Below are 17,765 nucleotides of genomic sequence, written 5' to 3'. Positions count from 1 at the left end.
GGTACGAGCAGGCCGGTCGGTGCCGCCAGCGGTCGCCGCACCTCCGTCGATTACCGGACGTCCGGGGCCGCGACCTGTCGCTGGACGACCGTCGGACCGGCACCGGTTGCCCCCGTCGCGGGTCGGCACGGGCCGCACGGGATGCGCGAACTCGGTCAGGTCCTGACGTGTTCTGGACATCGCTGGTCCACGTGCAACTCCTCCTGCACACTGCTGTCGATCACATGAGCGACCAGCAACCGTCCCGCATCCAGGAAGCGACGCAGAGCACCGACCTCGACGAGGCTCGCGACTTCCTGGCCTCGGCGTACGCGGGACAGCAGTGGACTGCCGACCAGACCCGGCAGCCCTTCTCGTTCCGCTACACGGCGGTCGGTGACCAGGCGATGACCCTCAGGACGATCCGGTTCGACGGGCACCTCGAGGGCGTGATGACGCCGTCGGAGGACTTCGTCGTGCAGTGGACCAACCGGGGGACGGCCACGATCGGCTCCGGGGAGGACCGGATCGTCATGGAGACGGGCCGACCGCAGCTCTGGCCGCAGCAGGGCGCCGCCTTCTCGTACGACGACTACGACCAGCGGATCGTGCAGGTCAACCGGAGCGCCCTGGAGACCGTCGCCGGGGAGCGCGGGATCGCGCCGGGGAGCCTGCGGCTCGACCACACCGTCCGACCGGACGACCGTGCGCTGCAGGTGTGGCGGAGCAGCGTGCAGCTCATCTCGCACACCGTCATGGACGGTCACGCCTCGCCGCTGCTCCAGGCCGAGATGGGGCGGCTCGGGGCGCTCGCACTGCTCGAGCTCTACCCGGTGGTGTCCGCGTCCCTGGCGCCCGAGCTGCTGCTGCCGAAGAACGGGCACGTGCGCCTGGCCGTCGAGTACGTGCACGAGCACGCGCACCTGCCGATCACGACGAGCGACCTGGCCCAGGTGGCGAACCTCAGCCTGCGGGCGCTGCAGCACGCGTTCCAGCGCATCCTCGGGACGAGCCCGAACGCCTACCTCCGCCGCGTCCGCCTGGACCGGGTCCGTGACGCCCTGTTGCAGGGCGACCCGGCGACGACGAACATCGCCGAGGTCGCCCGACACTGGGGCTTCGCCCACGCCGGACGCTTCGCCGCCGCCTACGCCGAACAGCACGGGGAGTACCCCCGCGAGACCCTCCGCCGCCACTGAACGAACGACCACGCATGATCGAGAACGACACCGCCACGGCCCTCTCCGCGACGCTCACCCGGACCCGCCTCGTGACGAGGACCCGCGAACCCGCGACCGCGAGGAGTGCGATCCAGCACACCTCCACGGTCCGAGGACTCGAGGTCACGGGCAGCAGCGACTTCCTGTTCGAGGAGACCCTGACCGGCACTTCGCTGCTCACGCTCGAGTCGACCAGCTGCACCGGCACCGTCCCGGGCGAGGTGGACGCGTCGTCCGCGATCGTCGTCACGTGGCTGAAGTCCGGCACCGCGGTCGTCGGCGGCCAGCAGCTCCCGATCGGCCGGCCGGTCCTCTACACGCCCGGTCGCCAACATGTGCAGTGGGACCGGTTCCAGAAGGACGTCATGCGGATCGACCGCGAGATCGTCGAGCAGGTGGCGGCTGCCCGCGGCGGGTGGGAGCCCGGCCCGCTCGAGTTCCAGCCGAACCACGTGCCGGAGGGCGCGCCGCTGGCCGCGTGGTGGCTGATGGTCCGCGCCGTGGCCGCCGAGATCCTCGGTGCCACGGGGGAGGTCTCCCTCGACCGCGAGCAGGAGCTCGCCGGGATGGCCGCCGCGGGCCTGCTCACCGCGATCCCGCACTGGCCCGTCGAGCAGCCCGCGGAGCGGACCGCGCACGCCGGGCTCGCCGACGCCGAGACCTACCTGCTGGAGCACGTCGCCGAGCACGTCACGGTCGACGACGTCGCGGCGGCCGCCCGGATGAGCACCAGGGGACTGCAGAGCGCGTTCCAGCGGATCCACGGCACCACCCCGATGAGCTACCTGCGGAACGTCCGGCTCCTGATGGCGCGTCAGCAGCTCGAGACCGGCGAGCCGAGGTCCGTGGCCGACGTCGCGCGGTCGGTGGGCATCACCCACATGGGCCGGTTCTCCGGGGCGTACCGGGAGGAGTTCGGCGAGCTGCCCGCCGAGACACTGCGCGCGGCCCGCCGCTAGCGGGAACCGGCCGGGATCACGCCCGGGGATGCGAGGGCGTCCGCCGTCGGTTCGGGTCCGGGACGGCCGCCCCCGCGCCACGGCGCCGTCGGGTCGACGCTGGGTCAGACGAGACCAGCCCGGGAACAGGGATCCGGGCTCCCGCGGTCAGGGTCCCGCGGGGTGGCCCGACCGACCGTACGCGGGTCCGCCGCGGTGCTCACAGGAGGAGCGCGATCCGGACGGGCGTGACGGACGCGGGGCGCGCCTCCCGGCCGGTCAGCCCGCCTGCAGCACCTCGCGCAGCGACAGCGGACGACGGCCGGTCACCCGCTCGACGTCCGTCGAGACGTGCGCCAGCGCACCCTCGGCGATCGCTGTGTAGGTGCTCACCCACGCGTCCGCCTGCCACGGCTCCGGGTTCCACCGCGCCCGTGACGCGTACGCCTCCGCCACCGTCTCCGGCTGGTAGGTGACCGCGCGGCCGTGCACCTCCGAGACGGTCGCGGCCGCCTGGGCCAGGGTGATCGCCTCCGGCCCGGTCAGCTCGTACGTCCGGTCGACGTGGTCCGACGGGTGCAGCAGCACCTCGGTCGCGACCCGTGCGACGTCCGCCCGCGCCACCGCGGCCATCGCCCCGACGCCCGCCGGTCCGCGGATCACGCCGTCCTCGCCCACCAGGTCCTCGACGAAGTCCAGGTAGAACGAGTCCCGGAGGAACGTGTGCGCCATCGGGGTGTCCTGGATCGCGCGCTCGGTCGCCCAGTGGTCGCGGCCGAGCGTGAAGGTCGCGTCCGGTGCGGCCCCCACGAACGACGTGTAGACGACGTGGCCGACGCCCGCCTCCGCTGCCGCGGCCACGAACGCGCGGTGCTGGTCGAGGCGGTCCTGCGCCTCGGCGCCGGACACCATGAGCAGCAGGTCCACGCCCTCGAGCGCGGCGCGGGACGCATCCGGGTCGGCGTACGTGGCGACCGCCACGTCCGTCCCGGGCAGCTCGGGGGCGCGCGCTGCGTCGCGCACGACCATGCGGAACGGCGTGCCTGCCGCGGCGAGCGCGCGGGACACAGCTCCGCCGATGTTGCCGGTGGCTCCGGTGATGGCGATGGTCATGGTCGCTCCTGTCGGTCGGTGCTGCTGGGCTGGTCGCTCGGGCGTGGGCTGGTCAGGTCCGGATCGTCCTGGAGGCCCGCCCCACCGTGGCAGCGACCCTCGCCGCGTTCACGCCGTCGACCTCCAGCGCCCAGGTGCGGGCCGCCTCGTGGTCGCGTCCGTGCCGCATGTGCCGGCCCACCAGACGATCGACGCGGACCCGGTCGTCCACGACGCACGCCCAGGTCTCGGTGAACAGGTCGACCAGGGCGGACCAGGGCGCGTCGGTGTCGAGCAGGTAGTTGCCCTCGGAGACGACGAGCCGGGTGCTCCTGGGGACGGCGATGCTGCCCGCGATCGGTTCGTCGACACGGCGGTCGAAGTCCGGCGCCCACACCATGTCGTCGTCCCCGACGGCCTCGTCGTCAGCTGCGGCCAGACGACGGACCAGGGCGACGTAGCCGGCTGCGTCGAAGGTGTCGATCGCACCCTTGCGGTCGTGCCGGCCGAGGGCGTCGAGCGCGGCGTTCGCCAGGTGGAAGCCGTCCATCGGGACCTGCACCGCGGTGCCGACCCCGTGCGCCGCGTCGACCGCTGCGACGATGCGTCGGGCCAGCGTCGACTTGCCCGCTCCGGGCGCACCCGCGATGCCCAGCACCGTGCGACCGGGACGGGCGGCGAGCGCCACGGCCCGCTCGACGGCGTCGTCGACGGACAGCTCGGTCGTGGTCACGGTCCCATCCTGACAGGAGCGGTGGTCCGCTGGCCGCATGGTCGATGCGACGACGGCGTGCTCAGCGTGCTCGAGGACTGATCCGGTCCCACGCGTCGCGCAGCGGCCCGGGAGGCAGCAGCGTGTCGACCTCGGCGACCAGGTCGGTCAGGGCCGCCAGGTGCTCGGGCAGGATCATGTCCCACGGCGGGGGTGCGACGCGCTCGAGCGACCGGAGCGTGGCGGTGTCGGGGTCGGTGCCCCACCGCTCGGCGAGGGCGTGCACGAGGACGTCCTGCTCGAGGTGCAGCGCGCGGTACCGGTCGAGCAGGTGTCGGACACGGTCGGGGTCGGTCGCGCTCGTGAGCAGGTCGCCGAGCAGTGCCCGCTCGTCCCAGAGCCGGGCGGACAGGTCGGTGGCCTCGCCGTTCACGGCCGTCGTGCCCACTCGAGGGCGATCGGCACGAGCATCCCGTGCCGGCGGTGGGGCAGCTCGGCGATCGGGACCCAAGCGGCCTCGTCGGTCGAACCGTCGGTCTCGTTGCGGAGCTCGCCGCCGGTGAGCGTCACCCGGAACACGACCTGCACGGCCTTCATCGGTCGTCCGGTGTCGTGCATCCGGCGTTCCTTCGGCACGATGTGGTGCCGGATGCCGAGGAGCGGACCGCACGACGCCTCGTACCCGGTCTCCTCACGGACCTCGCGGACGACGGCCTGCTCGACGGTCTCGTCGAACTCGACGCCACCGCCGGGCAACGTCCACGTGCCGGCCTCGGGGACGCGCAGTCGGGCCAGGAGCACACGGTCGCCCTCGGTGATCACGCCGTAGGCGGCGAGCCGGGTGTCGTAGTCGGTGTACTCCATCCGCTGACCCTGCCAGGACCGGCTGGAGGGCACACCCAGACGCGCCGCGCACTCCCGTCCGGTGCGGGGTCGGTACGCACGAGTGCGGGTCGGCGCGGGCCGGTGTGGTCCTCCGTACGGCCGACGGACCATCCGGGGCTGGCCGGTCGGACAGGCTCCACCCGTCGGGAGACCACCGCGCGTGCAGGATCGCTCAGGATCAGCCGGGAGAGCACCGGGGAAGCCCCTCCCGGTACCGATCCGGACACCTCGGCTCGCTACGGTCGCTGGACGATGCCGCTCCTGACCCGTCACCCGTCGGATGCCCGAGAGCGTCCCGACCGCCGGACCCGCCCGTGACCACCCTGCCGCTCCTGTCCGCCCACGTGCTGCTGCCGCTCTACGCCCTGACCCTGCTCGCAGCCGTCCTCGTGCTCGCCGCCGTCCGACGGTCCTGGCGCTGGGCAGCCCTCGCGATCGTCGCGGGTGCGTTGGTCGGGACCTTCCTGTCCTGGTACCTCGGCGACGTCCTCGACGTGCTCGGGGTGCCGCCGACCTGGGTCGACCGGGTCTGGACCGGGGTGGTCTGCGCCCTGCTCGGGGTCGCGGTCGTCGGACTCGTGCGCGGTGGACGAGGGCGCCGGGGCCGACGGCTGACCCGGGTGGTCGCCGCGCTGCTGGTGCCCCTCGCCCTGGTGTCCGGCGGGCTCGCGGTGAACCGGGACGCCGGGCTCTTCCCCACGATCGCCGATGCCCTGGGGCAGTCCCACGTCCCGCCCCTGCACCTCCCGGACGACCCGGACGCGGGATCGGGCCCGATCGACGCCGCGGACTGGCGACCGCCGCACAACATGCCGTCCCGCGGCCGGTACGGGTCCGTACGGATCCCCGGGGACGCCTCGCACTTCCACGCCCGACCCGCGATCGTCTGGCTGCCCCCGGCCGCCCTCGTCGCGCACGCCCCTGCGCTCCCCGTGGTCGTGATGCTCTCCGGGCAGGGCCCGGGTGCGGCGCCGGCGAACATCATCGAGGCCGGTCGGATGGCGGCCCGGCTCGACGCGATCGCCCGCCGGCACCAGGGGCTCGCACCGATCGTCGTGATGCCGGACCAGCTCGCCCGGGCCTCGAACAACCCGATGTGCGTCGACGGCCCGCTCGGGAACAGCGCCACCTACCTGACGAGCGACGTGCCGGCGTGGGTGCGGACGCACCTGCACGCCGCCGCCCGCGCGGAGGACTGGGCGATCGCCGGGTTCTCGCAGGGAGGCACCTGCGCCCTGCAGCTCGGGGCCGGTCGACCGGACCGCTTCGGGTCGTGGATCGACGTCTCCGGGCAGATCGGGCCGATCCTGCAGGATCGTGACGACACCATCTCGAGGGGTTTCCACGGTGACCGCACCGCGTACGAGGCGGCCCAGCCGCTCCGGGTGCTCGCCGAGGGCGCGCCCTACCGCGACTCCGCAGCCTTCGTCGCGGCCGGTGCGGACGACAGCCGGTACGGTCCGGTCGTCCCGGTGGTCGTGGCCGCCGCACGCGCCGCGGGCGTCCGGGTGACCGAGCGGATCGTCGAGGACGGCGGACACGACTGGCACACCGCGGGCGTCGCCCTGGCCGAGGGCGTCGAGTGGTTCATGCAGCGCACCCACCTGACCCGGTGACGAGGACCTGACCGTGCCCTTCACCGTCAGCCACGCGGTCGTCGCCCTGGCCGCGCGCCGGACACCCCTGCCGGTGGCCGCCGTCGCGGTCGGCGCCATGGCACCCGACGCCGTGCTGTTCGCACCGTTCCTGCCGCCCTACGAGGACGCACACTCGTGGTGGGGCATCCCGACCATCGACCTCGCCGTCTCCCTCGTCGTGCTCGCCACGTGGTGGTTCCTGGTGCGTCCGGCTTGGTCGCCGGTCGTCCCCGGACTGCGACGACGGCTTCCCCGTAGCTGGGGTCGTCCGCCGTCGCTCGGCGCGCGGGACGCACTGCCCGTCGTCGTCGGGTGCGTGCTCGGCAGCGTGACGCACGTGGTGTGGGACGGCTTCACGCACGAGCACGGCTTCGTGGTCCTGGCCTGGCCGGCGCTCCGCGACGCGACCGTCGGCGGGTACCCGCTGCCCTTCCTGCTGCAGGACGTGTCGAGCGTGCTCGGGCTGCTGGCCATGCTCGTCGTCGGAGGCGTCTGGTGGCGACGGACCGACGCCCGGGAGGTCGAACCGCTGCGTCCCGTCGAGCGCGTCGTGCCGGTCGTCGCCGTCGGCGTGGTCGTCGTCCTGGCACTGGCCGTGGGTGTGCGGGCACTGCTGGGAGGCGCCGGGGTCGGGGGCACCGTCACCGCGCTGGCGTTCCGGGTGCCTGCGCTCGTCGCGGCCGCGCTGGTCGTCGGCGCCGTCGCGCTGCTGGTCGCTCGCCTCAAGCGGTGACGGCGGCCGCTGCCCACCCGACCCGCATCCGCGCGACCGCCCGGTCCCACCCGGAGAGCAGGTCGGCGTCGTCGCGGAGCATCGCCTGCAGCTGGAGCCCCTCGAAGAGCGCGACGAGCTGCTCGGCGGCGTGCCGCGGTGCAGCGCCGCGGGGCTCTCGACCGGCGACGACGTCACGGACGAGGGCGAGGGTCACGTCCTCGAACAGCGTCGTGTACTGCTGCCGGAACCACCCCGACGCCGGGTGACCCGGGGTCGAGGTGGCGCTGAGCAGCGCGATGCGGACCCGGACGATCGCGGGGTGCTGCTGACCGCGGTCGAGCCGTGCCCGGAGGTACGCGACGGCACCCTCCTGCTCGGCCACCCCGCGGAGCGCGTCGCGGCCGGCCTTCGCCCACCGGTCGACGACGGCCACGACGAGCAGCTCCCACGACGGGAACACGCGGTGCACGTCGGCCACCGTGACGTCGGCAGCCCGGGCGACGTCGTCCGGTCCGACCGCGTGGAAGTCACCGTCACGGAAGGCATCGGCGGCACCGGCGACGATGCGGGCGCGGAGGTCGGCGTCGGGCATGTGATCGATCCTGCCGACCGTGCGGATCGCGCGCGACCTCCCGTCCGGGGGCGAGCGACGTCGGGAGGGGCGGCGTGCGCTCGACGTCACGGATCGTCACCTCCGGACACAGTCCGACACAACCCTTCCGCAGCCGTCCCCTCGCTGCCACGGTCATCGGCATGGCGTACATCTGCTTGGTGCTCTCCGGAGCGGCACTGCTCATCAACGGGCTCACCCTGCTCGGTCGGGTCCCCGGCCGCGACAGCGGTGTGTTCAACGTCCTGATCGGCGGTGTGCAGCTCGTGCTGTGCACGGCCGTCGCGGTCACGGCCGACGGGTCCCTGCCCGTCCTCCTGTCGACCGCGGGGACGTTCCTGTTCGGCCTCACCTACCTGTACGTGGGGCTCGACGCACTCGCCGGACTCGGCTCGACCGGTCTCGGTTGGTTCTGCGGCCTGGTCGCCGCGATCGCCGTCGTGTTCGCGGTCGCGAACGTCACCGCCGACCCGGTCCTCGCCGTGCTGTGGGCGACCTGGGCCGGACTCTGGACGCTCTTCTTCCTCCTGCTCGCCCTGGGGCGTGACGTCGGCCGGTACACCGCCTGGGCGCTCGTCCTCGCCAGCCAGACCACCACCACCGTGCCGGCGCTCCTCGGTCTCGCGGGACGCTGGCCGGCAGGGCCCGCCTGGACCGCCGGTGCCGCCCTCGTCGCGGTCGTCGTCTTCGTCGGCGCGGCCGTGCTCTCCCGACGCGGCGGGCGACGGGCACGGCCGGCCGCCGCCCAGCCCCCGGTCGTCGCCCCGACGGCTGCCGCCTGACCAGCCAGCACCAGCACCAGCACCAGCACACGGAACACCCGACTGCACACCGGAAGGCACGACCCCATGACCGACACGACCACCACCCGGCCCGACACCCGAGCCGCCGACGCCTCCGTCGACTACGAGACCCTGGCCGCACGCTTCCGGCCGATCTTCGACCGCATCGCCGCCGGTGCCTCCGAGCGGGAGCAGGACCACCGCCTGCCCTCCGACGAGATCCGGGAACTCGCCGCCGCGGGCTTCGGCGCGGTCCGCGTCCCCGTCGCGTTCGGGGGTGCCGGCGCGACGCTCCCGCAGCTCTTCCGCCTGCTCACCGAGCTCGCGGCCGCCGACAGCAACATCCCGCAGGCCCTGCGTGGACACTTCGCCCTGGTCGAGGACCGTCTCGTCGGCCGTTCCGGCGAACGCGACGCCTGGCTCGAGCGGTTCGGCCGCGGCGAGATCGCGGGCAACTCCTGGACCGAGGTCGGCACCGTGCAGATCGGCGACGTCATCACGAAGGTCACCCCGCAGGACGACGGGACCTTCCGCATCACCGGGCAGAAGTACTACTCGACCGGCAGCATCTTCGCGGACTGGATCGACACGTACGCGGAGCGCACCGACACCGGCGAGCGGGTGATCGCGATCGTCGACGCACACCAGCCCGGGGTCGCTCACTCCGACGACTGGGACGGCTTCGGCCAGCGCACCACCGGCTCGGGGACGAGCACGTTCACCGACGCCGTCGTGCAGGCCGACGCGGTCGTGCTGTTCGACGAGCGGTTCCGGTACCAGACCGCCTTCTACCAGGCGGTGCTCCTCACCGTCCTCGCCGGGTCGGTCCTGGCCGCCGAGCGGGAGATCGCACTGCAGGTCCGGAACCGCAACCGGGTGTTCTCGCACGGCAACGCCGACACCTTCGCCCAGGACCCGCAGATCCTGCAGGTCGTCGGCGAGGTGTCCGCGGCGGGCTTCGCGGCGAGCGCGATCGTCGACCGGGCGGCCGAGGCCCTGCAGGCCGCGTACGAGGGTGCGGCACTCGACGAGGCCGAGGACGAGCGGCGCAACGACCGCGCCGAGCTCGCGACCGCGCAGGCGCAGGTCGCGCTCACGTCACTCGCGACCACGGCGACCTCGCACCTGTTCGACGCCCTGGCGGCCTCGGGCGTGAGCACCACGAAGAACCTCGACCGGCACTGGCGGAACGCCCGCACCGCGGGCAGCCACAACCCGTGGGTGTTCAAGGCGCGGATCATCGGCGACCACGCCGTGAACGGTGTCGAACCGCCACGGGTCTGGGCGATCGGGGCGACGCGCCGCGGCTGAGCGAGGCCGTGCCGGACGTGCAGGAGCCGGGAGGACGGTCCCGGCTCCTGCACGCACCACCGGGAACCCCTCACCCCCGGTCGAACACCAGTGTCTCGTCGTCCGCCGCGGTCACCCGTCCGGTCCGCGCGAACTCGGCCCAGATCGCCCGCAGCGCGCGCCCGCGCCGCTCGACGACCGGCCAGTCCCGCTCCGGCACGAATCGGCTGCCGACCCACGCCGACCGTCCGCCGAGCAGCAGCGGCAGGTCGCTCATGTGCACCGCCCCGACCGGCGCCACCGACGGGTGCCGCAGCAGCCGGTACACCGTCGCACGACCACCGGCCTCCCGGTGCCGAGCGGCGAAGCGTCGTGCATCGCGCCCGTAGACCACCTTGGACAGCGGCCGGACGAGCAGCCATCGCAGCAGCGACCGGAGCGGCCGCCAGCGCGCCACCGTCCGGAGCCCGGGGACGAGCGGCACGTACATGCCCGCCTCGTCGGATCCCGACCCGATGAGCACGTCCACATCGGGCGCGACGGACCGCCAGGCCCGGTCGGTGTCGCGTTCGGCGGGCAGCGGTGCGAACCCGTACTGCGTGCCGAACGGCATCCCGCCGGCCAGGCCGTACCGACCGCCGGTCGTCGTCGCGCGGGCCTGCCGCTCGAGGACCTCGTCGAGCGGGGTGTCCACCGCGACGGCGCCGACGGCCCGCACCATCGCCCGGTTCATCCGCGCCCGACCCCGCGACAGCCCGAGCGGAGCGCTCTGCACGATCGCGTGTCGGAACAGGCCGCGCGCACCCTCGCTGATCATGAGGTGCGCGATCGCGTCGGCCCCGGCGGACTGGCCGAACGCCGTCACCGATCCGGGGTCACCGCCGAACGCCGCGATGTTCCGCTGCACCCACCGGAACGCCTCGACCAGGTCGAGCAGCCCGAGGTTCGCCGGCACCGTCTCGCCGTCGCCGAGGAACCCGAGCACCCCGAGCCGGTAGGTCACGGTGACGACGACCACGCGCTGCTCGGTCACCAGGTCGTGGGCGTCGTGGATCGGCAGGTCCCCACCGCCGAGCACGTAGGAGCCGCCGTGCACCCAGACCATCACCGGCAGGCGCTCGTCGGGTCGGACGTCGGTCGGCACCGTGATGGTCAGGCGCTGGCAGTGCTCGTCGACCCGCAGGTGGTCCATCGACGGCAGGAGCTGGTCGACGATCAGTGCGCTCGGCTGCGGCGGGACGGGTGCCGGCGTGTCCGCGCGGAACGGCTCGGTGGACGGCGGCTGCGGCGTCGGCGGTGCGAAGCGCTCGGCCTGCGCGTAGGGGATCCCGAAGGCGCGGGTCACCTCGCCGTCGACGACCGCCTCGATCGTGCCGGCCGGGGTGTCGAAGGAGCGGGTGTCGGTGGAAGGCACCGGCCCACGCTAACGACCGGACCTGGGACGGACGCGCCGCAGGCGTCGTGCCTGCTGGTACTGCGTCGGAACGTCGTGCGACAAAAACTACACAGCGGGTGGTTTTTGGGGTAGCGTCGGTCTCGATCTCGCCGGGGAGCATCGATCCTCGACGGGCCCCGACAACCTGACAGGACCGAAGGAGCCCTCTGCCATGCCCACCACCTCTGTGCAGCTGTACTCGCTGCGCGACGCCATCGCCGACGACCTCGACAAGGCCATCGCCCGGGTACGCGAGATCGGCTACGAGAACGTCGAGCCGTACGCGTTCGTCGAGCGCGCGGCCGACCTCGAGAAGGCGTTCGCCGCCACGGGTCTGCAGGCTCCGTCCGGTCACGTCGCCGTGATCGACGCCGAGGACACCGCCCCGATCTGGGACGCCGCGGAGCGCCTCGGCATCAAGACCGTCATCGACCCGTTCATCCCGACCGACCGCTGGCAGACCGCCGACGACGTCGCGAAGATCGCGGAGCGCGTCAACGAGCTCACCGCCGAGGCCAGCGCCCGCGGCCTGCAGTTCGGCTACCACAACCACCAGTGGGAGTTCACGAACAAGGTCGACGGTCGCACTGTCTACGACCTGTTCGTCGAGCAGCTCTCGCCGGAGACCGTGCTCGAGGTCGACACCTTCTGGGCCACCGTCGGCGGCGCCGACGCGCCGGCCGTCCTGAAGGCGCTCGGCGACCGCGTCGTCGCGATCCACGTCAAGGACGGCAAGGTCGACGGTGACATCCTCACCGCGCTGCCCTCGTCCGAGAGCGCCCTCGTCGTGCCCGAGGCACTGCAGCGCGCCTTCGAGAACCAGACCCCGGCCGGCCAGGGCGACGTCGACGTGCGGGGCATCCTCGCCGCCGCGCCGCAGGCCATCCGCGTCGTCGAGTTCGACGCCTACTCCGGTGACGTCTTCCAGGGCATCACCGAGTCCCTCGCCTGGCTGAAGGACCACGACCTGTCCGCGGAGTCCGGCAAGTGAGCCGCGTCGGAGTCGGCGTCATCGGTGCCGGCAACATCTCGGACCAGTACCTCACCAACCTGACGCAGTTCGCCGACGTCGAGGTCCTGATGGTCGCCGACGTCATCCTCGAGCGTGCTGCCGCGCAGGCCGAGAAGTACGGCGTCCCTTCGTCGGGCACCGTCGAGGAGCTCCTGGCCCGCGACGACATCTCGATCGTCGTGAACATCACGATCCCGGCCGAGCACGCGAAGGTCGGCCAGCAGATCATCGCCGCCGGCAAGCACACCTGGAGCGAGAAGCCGGTCGCAACCACCGCCGAGGACGCCCAGGCGCTCCTCGCTGCGGCCGAGGCCGCCGGCGTGCGGTACGCGACCGCCCCCGACACCGTGCTCGGCGCCGGGATCCAGACCGCGATCCGGGCCATCGCCCGCGGTGACATCGGCACGCCGCTCACCGCGACGACGATGTTCCACGTGCCCGGCCCGGACCAGTGGCACCCGGACCCTGAGTTCCTCTACGCCGAGGGCGCCGGTCCGCTGTTCGACATCGGCCCGTACTACGTCACGACCCTGCTCCACGCGTTCGGCTCGGCCTCGCGCGTGCAGGCCGTGTCGTCGAAGTCGCGCGAGACCCGCGTGATCGGCTCGGGTCCCCGTGCCGGCACGGAGTTCGCGGTCGAGGTGCCGACGCACCACGCCGCGCTCATCTCCTTCGCCGACGGGCAGTCCGCGCAGACGACGCTGTCGTTCCAGCACGCCCTGCCCCGCAACGGCTTCGTCGAGATCAACGGCTCCGAGGGCACCATCGTGCTGCCGGACCCGAACGTCTTCGACGGTGACAGCACGCTGTGGACGCTCGGCAAGGACGAGCCGACGACCCTCGAGCACAAGGGCTCCACCTGGGGTCGCGGCACGGGCGTCGTCGAGATGGCCCGCGCGATCGCCGAGGGCCGCCCGGAGCGCGCCTCCGGTGCCGTCGCGTCACATGCGCTCGACGTCATGCTCGGCATCCGGGACGCCGCTGAGTCCGGCCAGGCGGTCGAGATCGCCTCGCGCATCACGAAGCCGGAACCGCTGCCGGAGGACTTCGACCCGGCTGCCGCGGTGCTCGCGCAGGGCGTGAGCGCTTAGTCGGCCACCTGACGGACGGGAGGCGCGGTGCCGGCTGGCACCGCGCCTCCCGTCCGTCTCGTGGTGCGTCCGATTCACCCAACGGGCCGGACCTGTCGCGTTCCGAGCTGCGCGCCGACGTCCTTCGCCCTGCGGGCGAACTACGGACGGCGCGTCCTGCCCGCTCGGGGGAGCAGGACGCAACCGACCGGCCATCCCGCTTCGTCCCGAGGGCCGATGCCGACGGGCGCCTTGCCGTGTCAGGGTCGGGACCAGGAGGGGATCCGACCGCTGTCGAAGGAGGCACCACGGACACCGCACACGACCGAGCACCACGACGACGAGTCCTGCCGACGGTCCTGGTGACCGCTGCCGTGCTGGTCGTCGGGACCGGTGCCGCTGTCGGCGTGCACCTCGAGCGCGCTGCCGAGGTCGCGCGGCGGCTCCCTCCGGCGAGCGCCACGTCGGAGCAGGTCCTGCGCGTCTACCTCCGAGCCGCCGAGGCCCACGACTGCGCGGTGACCGAAGCACTCACGGCCTCGGACGCGTCGGGGTCACCCGGTCAGTCGTGGTGCGGCCAGCGGCAGCCGACGTCGTGGTTCGACGAGCACCCGGACCTGCTGGCCCACCGGAACATCGGCGCCGTCGAGCAGATCCCGGCCGACGAGCGCGGCGGGGTCGCCGAGGAGTGCATCCCGGTCGACGTCACCGAGACGAACATGACGGGCGCCGACCCCGGGGTCCTGCGGGGGTGGCAGTTCTGCTTCCACCACACCGAGGACGGGTGGCGTCTGGCCGACCAGGGCTACGGCTGATCGGTGCGTGCCCCTGGTCGGTCACCGCCGTCGGCCACCACCGCCGCCGGTCGCCACCTCCGTCAGCCGTGCCATGAGCCCGCGGGGGACGAAGCGGTGCGCGTTGGCCGTGACCACGTTGCCGAACCCGGAGACCACGGTCGGCCCGCCGGACCGGGCGAACGCGCGGAGCCCGACGGCGGCGACCTGCTGCGGGGTCTGCCGACCGCGCTCCAGGAAGCCCGCTGCACCCGGGTGCCGAGCGGCCTCGTCGAAGAACCCGGTCTCGGTCGCCCCGGGACAGAGCGCGAGGAATCGCACGCCGCTCCCCCGGTTCTCCTGCCAGATCGCCTCGGTGAACGACAGCAGGAACGCCTTCGTCGCGCCGTAGACGGCCATCCCCGGCGTCGGTTGGAACGCGGCGACCGACGACACCGTCATCACACCGCCGAGGCGGCGCTGGAGCATGCCCGGCAGGAACGCGTGCACGAGTCGGACGACGGCGGTGCAGTTCAGGTCGATCTGGGTGCGGATCCGCTCCGGGGTGGCATCGACGAAGGGGCCGTGGTCGCCGACGCCGGCGTTGGCGACGAGGACGTCGACCCGGGTGCCGGTCAGCGCGGTGACGACCCGGTCGACGCCGTCCGCCGTGGCGAGGTCGGCCGAGACCGTCTCCGCAGTGACGCCGTGGTCGCGGCGGATCCGGGCGGCCAGGGCGTCGAGGCGGTCGGCTGAGCGGGCGACGAGGACGACGTCGGCCCCGGCGGCGGCCAGCCCGAGCGCGAGCTCCTCGCCGATCCCGCCACTGGCGCCGGTGACGAGGGCGCGGAGGCCTCGGAAGGGACTGCGGGGACGGCTCATGGACCCTGCGTACACCCGGCAGTGGCGAGGTCGACCGTGATCGCGGTACAGTGCCGTCCAGAGGGAAAAGACCCGCGCCGCTCGTCGGCCGGGAGCGTGCACGCGTCTCACGGGAGTCGCCACTTCTTCATCGAAGGAGTGCACCCGTGTCTGCACACACCCCACCCGCCCGTCTCCGTGACGCGTGGATCGCCCTGTCCGGGCTCTCCGCCGTGTTCCTGTTCGAGATGCTCGACAACTCGGTCCTCACCGTCGCCCTGCCGACGATCGGCCGTGACCTGGCGGCCTCCACCGCCTCGCTGCAGTGGGTCTCGAGCGCGTACTCGGTCGCGTTCGGCGGCCTGATGCTCCTGTTCGGAGCGGTCGCCGACCGGTTCGGCCGCCGTCGCACCATGCTCGTCGGGCTGACGCTGCTCGCGGTGGCGAGCGCCGCGACCGTCCTCGTGACCAGCGTGGAGCAGCTCGTCGTCGTCCGGGCCCTGATGGGACTCGCCGCCGCGATGACCACCCCTGGTTCGATGGCGCTGACCTTCCGGCTCTTCTCCGGCGACGAGCTGCGCGTCCGGGGCCTGACCGTGGTGTCGACCGCGGGACTCGTCGGACTCGCGGTCGGTCCGACGATCGGGGGCTTCGTCCTCGCCGTGGCGCCGTGGCAGGTGCTCCTGGTCGCGAACGTGCCGATCGCCCTCGTCGCACTCGTCGGCATCCGGTCCGGCGTCGGTGCGGACCAGCCGGAGGACCTGCACCGGCACCCGCTCGACCTCGTCGGCGCGGTGCTCGGGACGGCCACGGTCGTGGGTGTCCTGGTGACCCCGACGCTCGCCGTGTCCACGGGGGGCTGGCTGGCATGGGCCATTGCGGTCGCCACCGTCGTCGCCGTCGTCGGCTTCGTCGTGCGGGAGCGCTCCGCCCGGCACCCGCTGCTCGACCTCGCCCTGGTGGCCCGGCCCCTCGTCGCGAGCGGCCTGGCCTACAAGGCCGCGGCTGGCCTCGCCACCGCCGGGCTGTCGTACGCGGTGACCCTGCAGCTGCAGGCCGCATGGGGCTGGCCGCCCGCCCTCGCCGCGATCGGGACCCTGCCCCAGGTCGTGGTGCTGCTGGTGAGCGGCCGGTTCGTCGGACCGTTCGTCCGTCGGGTCGGGCTCGAGCGCGCTGCCTGGACGAGCGCGGCGGCCGTCGTCCTCGGGCTGGCCGTGTTCACCGTGCTCGGCCGCACCGGGTACCCGGCGGTCGCGGTCGCCCTCGTGCTCGTCGCGGCCGGGATGCGCGTGGTCGGAGCGGTCGCCGGCGCGCGCGTCCTGTCCGGGCTGCCCGGGGACCGCACCTCGATCGGGGCAGCGCTCGTCGACACCGCGAGCGAACTCGCCACGGCGGTCGGGATCGCGGCGACCGGGACGGTGCTCGCGGCGTTCGTGCCGGGCAGCGTCACCGTCGCGCAGCCCACCGCGGCGCACGCTGCTGCCGTCGTCGGTGCGCTGCAGGTCGCCGGGGCCGTGATCACCGCGGTCGCCGCGCTGCTCGTCGCCGTCGGGGTGCTCCGCGCGCGTCGCGGCGCCAGCACGCCGGAGCCGACCGCGACCCGGCCGACACCGACCGCGACCGGAAGCCCGACCCCGACCTCGACCCCGACGATCCCGACGTCGTCCACTGCTCCTTCCTCGTCCATCGACCACCACCAGGAGTCCTCCCGTGCCTGAGACCACCACGCCCCGCCCGCCCTTCGACCCCGAGCTCGCCGTGTTCCTCACCGCGCTCGAGGCCCGCAGACCGTTCACCATCGACGCCGCTGCCCTGCCCCGGATGCGCGCACTCGACGTCAGCGAGCAGGAGCTCGACGACCGGCTGCGCTCCCGCGGCCTCGAACGACGGAGCATCACCGTGCCCGGCCACGGCGGCGACCCGATCGACCTCGCCGTGATCCAGCGCACCGGCCGGAGCGGTCCGACCACGGGCGTCTACACGATCCACGGCGGTGGCATGGTGATGGGGCACCACCTCGGCAACCTCGACTCGTACGACGACTGGCTGCTCGACCACGACGTCGTGCTGGTCAGCGTGGACTACCGCCTCGCTCCGGAGCACCCCGACCCGACCCCGGTCGAGGACTGCTACGCCGGACTCGTCTGGGTCGCGGAGCACGCCGACGAGCTCGGCATCGACCCGGCGCGCATCGTCGTCGCGGGACAGAGCGCGGGCGGGGGCCTGGCCGCGGGGACGGTCCTGCTGGCCCGGGACCGCCGCGGCCCCGAGGTCCTCGCCCAGGTCCTGGTCTCCCCGATGCTCGACGACCGCGACGCGACCGTGTCGACGCGGCAGATCGACGGCGTCGGGGTCGCCGACCGGCAGGCGATGCACTTCAGCTGGGGCGCCTACCTCGGCGAGCGCCGTGGCACCGACGACGTCTCCCCGTACGCGGCACCCGCACGCGCCGAGGACCTCTCCGGGCTCCCCCGCACCTACCTCGACTGCGGCAGCGCCGAGGTGTTCCGCGACGAGACCGTGGCGTTCGCGAGTGCGCTCTGGGCCGCCGGGGTCGACGCCGAGCTGCACGTCTGGCCGGGCGCGTTCCACGGCTTCACGAGCATGGTGCCGGGTGCGGCGGTCTCCCGCTCGGCGGTCGCGGCCCTGGCCGACTGGACGACCCGGCTGCTCGGGGAGCCCGACCCGGTCCGGACGCCGGTGGCCTGACCGGCACGACCGGAAGCAGGGGCGGCGGGCGGGGCGCGAGCTCGG

18 protein-coding genes are annotated in these 17,765 nt (G+C 73.5%); 11 read left to right on the top strand and 7 right to left on the bottom strand.

All coding sequences use genetic code 11. The features are described from left to right. Positions 1–224 precede the first annotated feature (224 nt). Both QUG98_RS05850 and QUG98_RS05845 read left to right on the top strand, forming a co-directional pair. The gene (locus QUG98_RS05850) at positions 225–1,178 is read left to right on the top strand and encodes an AraC family transcriptional regulator (RefSeq protein WP_289469676.1); all 954 of its coding nucleotides are present in this window, start codon (positions 225–227) and stop codon (positions 1,176–1,178) included. A 14-nt stretch (positions 1,179–1,192) separates the two neighbouring features. Further along, a complete protein-coding gene (locus QUG98_RS05845) occupies positions 1,193–2,158 on the top strand; it encodes a helix-turn-helix transcriptional regulator (RefSeq protein WP_289469675.1) in 966 nt (321 codons plus the stop codon). A 258-nt stretch (positions 2,159–2,416) separates the two neighbouring features. On the opposite strand, the gene QUG98_RS05840 is transcribed toward QUG98_RS05845, so the two are convergent. From QUG98_RS05840 to QUG98_RS05825, 4 genes are all read right to left on the bottom strand, one after another. Further along, positions 2,417–3,250, bottom strand: a complete 834-nt coding sequence (locus QUG98_RS05840; protein ID WP_289469674.1) for an NmrA family NAD(P)-binding protein — start codon at positions 3,248–3,250, stop codon at positions 2,417–2,419. 52 nt (positions 3,251–3,302) lie between these two features. After that, entirely contained in the window at positions 3,303–3,962 is a 660-nt protein-coding gene (locus QUG98_RS05835; protein ID WP_289469672.1) for a nucleoside/nucleotide kinase family protein, read from the bottom strand. 61 nt (positions 3,963–4,023) lie between these two features. Beyond that, the gene (locus QUG98_RS05830; protein WP_289469671.1) at positions 4,024–4,389 is read right to left on the bottom strand and encodes a hypothetical protein; all 366 of its coding nucleotides are present in this window, start codon (positions 4,387–4,389) and stop codon (positions 4,024–4,026) included. Next, on the bottom strand, positions 4,371–4,805 hold the full coding sequence (locus tag QUG98_RS05825; RefSeq protein ID WP_289469670.1) for an NUDIX hydrolase: 435 nt from the start codon (positions 4,803–4,805) through the stop codon (positions 4,371–4,373). The genes QUG98_RS05830 and QUG98_RS05825 overlap by 19 nt, the downstream gene beginning before the upstream one ends. Before the next feature lie 335 nt (positions 4,806–5,140). Here QUG98_RS05825 and QUG98_RS05820 point away from each other — a divergent pair, with 335 nt between their 5' ends. Both QUG98_RS05820 and QUG98_RS05815 read left to right on the top strand, forming a co-directional pair. Further along, positions 5,141–6,442: an alpha/beta hydrolase gene (locus QUG98_RS05820; protein WP_289469669.1), complete on the top strand. Its 1,302-nt coding sequence runs from the start codon at positions 5,141–5,143 to the stop codon at positions 6,440–6,442. 13 nt (positions 6,443–6,455) lie between these two features. Then, positions 6,456–7,196, top strand: coding sequence for a DUF4184 family protein (locus QUG98_RS05815; RefSeq protein ID WP_289469668.1), 741 nt, complete (start codon positions 6,456–6,458; stop codon positions 7,194–7,196). Here QUG98_RS05815 and QUG98_RS05810 read toward each other — a convergent pair. Further along, complete coding sequence (locus QUG98_RS05810; RefSeq protein ID WP_289469667.1) at positions 7,186–7,770, bottom strand: TetR/AcrR family transcriptional regulator; 585 nt, start codon at positions 7,768–7,770, stop codon at positions 7,186–7,188. The two genes, QUG98_RS05815 and QUG98_RS05810, sit on opposite strands and share 11 nt — an antisense overlap. A 161-nt stretch (positions 7,771–7,931) precedes the next feature. On the opposite strand from QUG98_RS05810, the gene QUG98_RS05805 reads away from it, so the two are divergent. Together QUG98_RS05805 and QUG98_RS05800 are read left to right on the top strand one after the other, a co-directional pair. Beyond that, positions 7,932–8,570 carry an AmiS/UreI family transporter gene (locus QUG98_RS05805; protein WP_289469666.1) on the top strand — a complete coding sequence of 213 codons (639 nt, stop codon included), beginning with the start codon at positions 7,932–7,934 and terminating at the stop codon, positions 8,568–8,570. 66 nt (positions 8,571–8,636) lie between these two features. Next, positions 8,637–9,881, top strand: a complete 1,245-nt coding sequence (locus QUG98_RS05800; protein ID WP_289469665.1) for an acyl-CoA dehydrogenase family protein — start codon at positions 8,637–8,639, stop codon at positions 9,879–9,881. Positions 9,882–9,951: 70 nt separating this feature from the next. Here the strand turns inward: QUG98_RS05800 and QUG98_RS05795 are convergent, their stop codons facing one another. After that, a complete protein-coding gene (locus QUG98_RS05795) occupies positions 9,952–11,274 on the bottom strand; it encodes a carboxylesterase family protein (protein WP_289469664.1) in 1,323 nt (440 codons plus the stop codon). Between the two features lie 193 nt (positions 11,275–11,467). On the opposite strand from QUG98_RS05795, the gene QUG98_RS05790 reads away from it, so the two are divergent. From QUG98_RS05790 to QUG98_RS05780, 3 genes are all read left to right on the top strand, one after another. Next, on the top strand, positions 11,468–12,286 hold the full coding sequence (locus tag QUG98_RS05790) for a sugar phosphate isomerase/epimerase family protein (protein WP_289469663.1): 819 nt from the start codon (positions 11,468–11,470) through the stop codon (positions 12,284–12,286). Then, on the top strand, positions 12,283–13,398 hold the full coding sequence (locus QUG98_RS05785) for a Gfo/Idh/MocA family protein (RefSeq protein WP_289469662.1): 1,116 nt from the start codon (positions 12,283–12,285) through the stop codon (positions 13,396–13,398). The genes QUG98_RS05790 and QUG98_RS05785 overlap by 4 nt, the downstream gene beginning before the upstream one ends. 341 nt (positions 13,399–13,739) lie before the next feature. Next, entirely contained in the window at positions 13,740–14,192 is a 453-nt protein-coding gene (locus QUG98_RS05780; protein WP_289469661.1) for a hypothetical protein, read from the top strand. Positions 14,193–14,213: 21 nt separating this feature from the next. Here the strand turns inward: QUG98_RS05780 and QUG98_RS05775 are convergent, their stop codons facing one another. Then, positions 14,214–15,032, bottom strand: coding sequence for an SDR family NAD(P)-dependent oxidoreductase (locus QUG98_RS05775; protein ID WP_289469660.1), 819 nt, complete (start codon positions 15,030–15,032; stop codon positions 14,214–14,216). 146 nt (positions 15,033–15,178) lie between these two features. Between QUG98_RS05775 and QUG98_RS05770 the strand changes: the two genes are divergently transcribed. Then, entirely contained in the window at positions 15,179–16,729 is a 1,551-nt protein-coding gene (locus QUG98_RS05770; protein ID WP_289469659.1) for an MFS transporter, read from the top strand. Next, the gene (locus tag QUG98_RS05765) at positions 16,722–17,720 is read left to right on the top strand and encodes an alpha/beta hydrolase (protein WP_289469658.1); all 999 of its coding nucleotides are present in this window, start codon (positions 16,722–16,724) and stop codon (positions 17,718–17,720) included. The genes QUG98_RS05770 and QUG98_RS05765 overlap by 8 nt, the downstream gene beginning before the upstream one ends. The last annotated feature ends 45 nt before the right edge of the window (positions 17,721–17,765 follow it).

Origin of the sequence: Curtobacterium subtropicum, assembly GCF_030362975.1 — a bacterium.
Lineage (GTDB): Bacteria > Actinomycetota > Actinomycetes > Actinomycetales > Microbacteriaceae > Curtobacterium > Curtobacterium subtropicum.
This window is presented reverse-complemented; position numbering and strand designations above follow the sequence as displayed.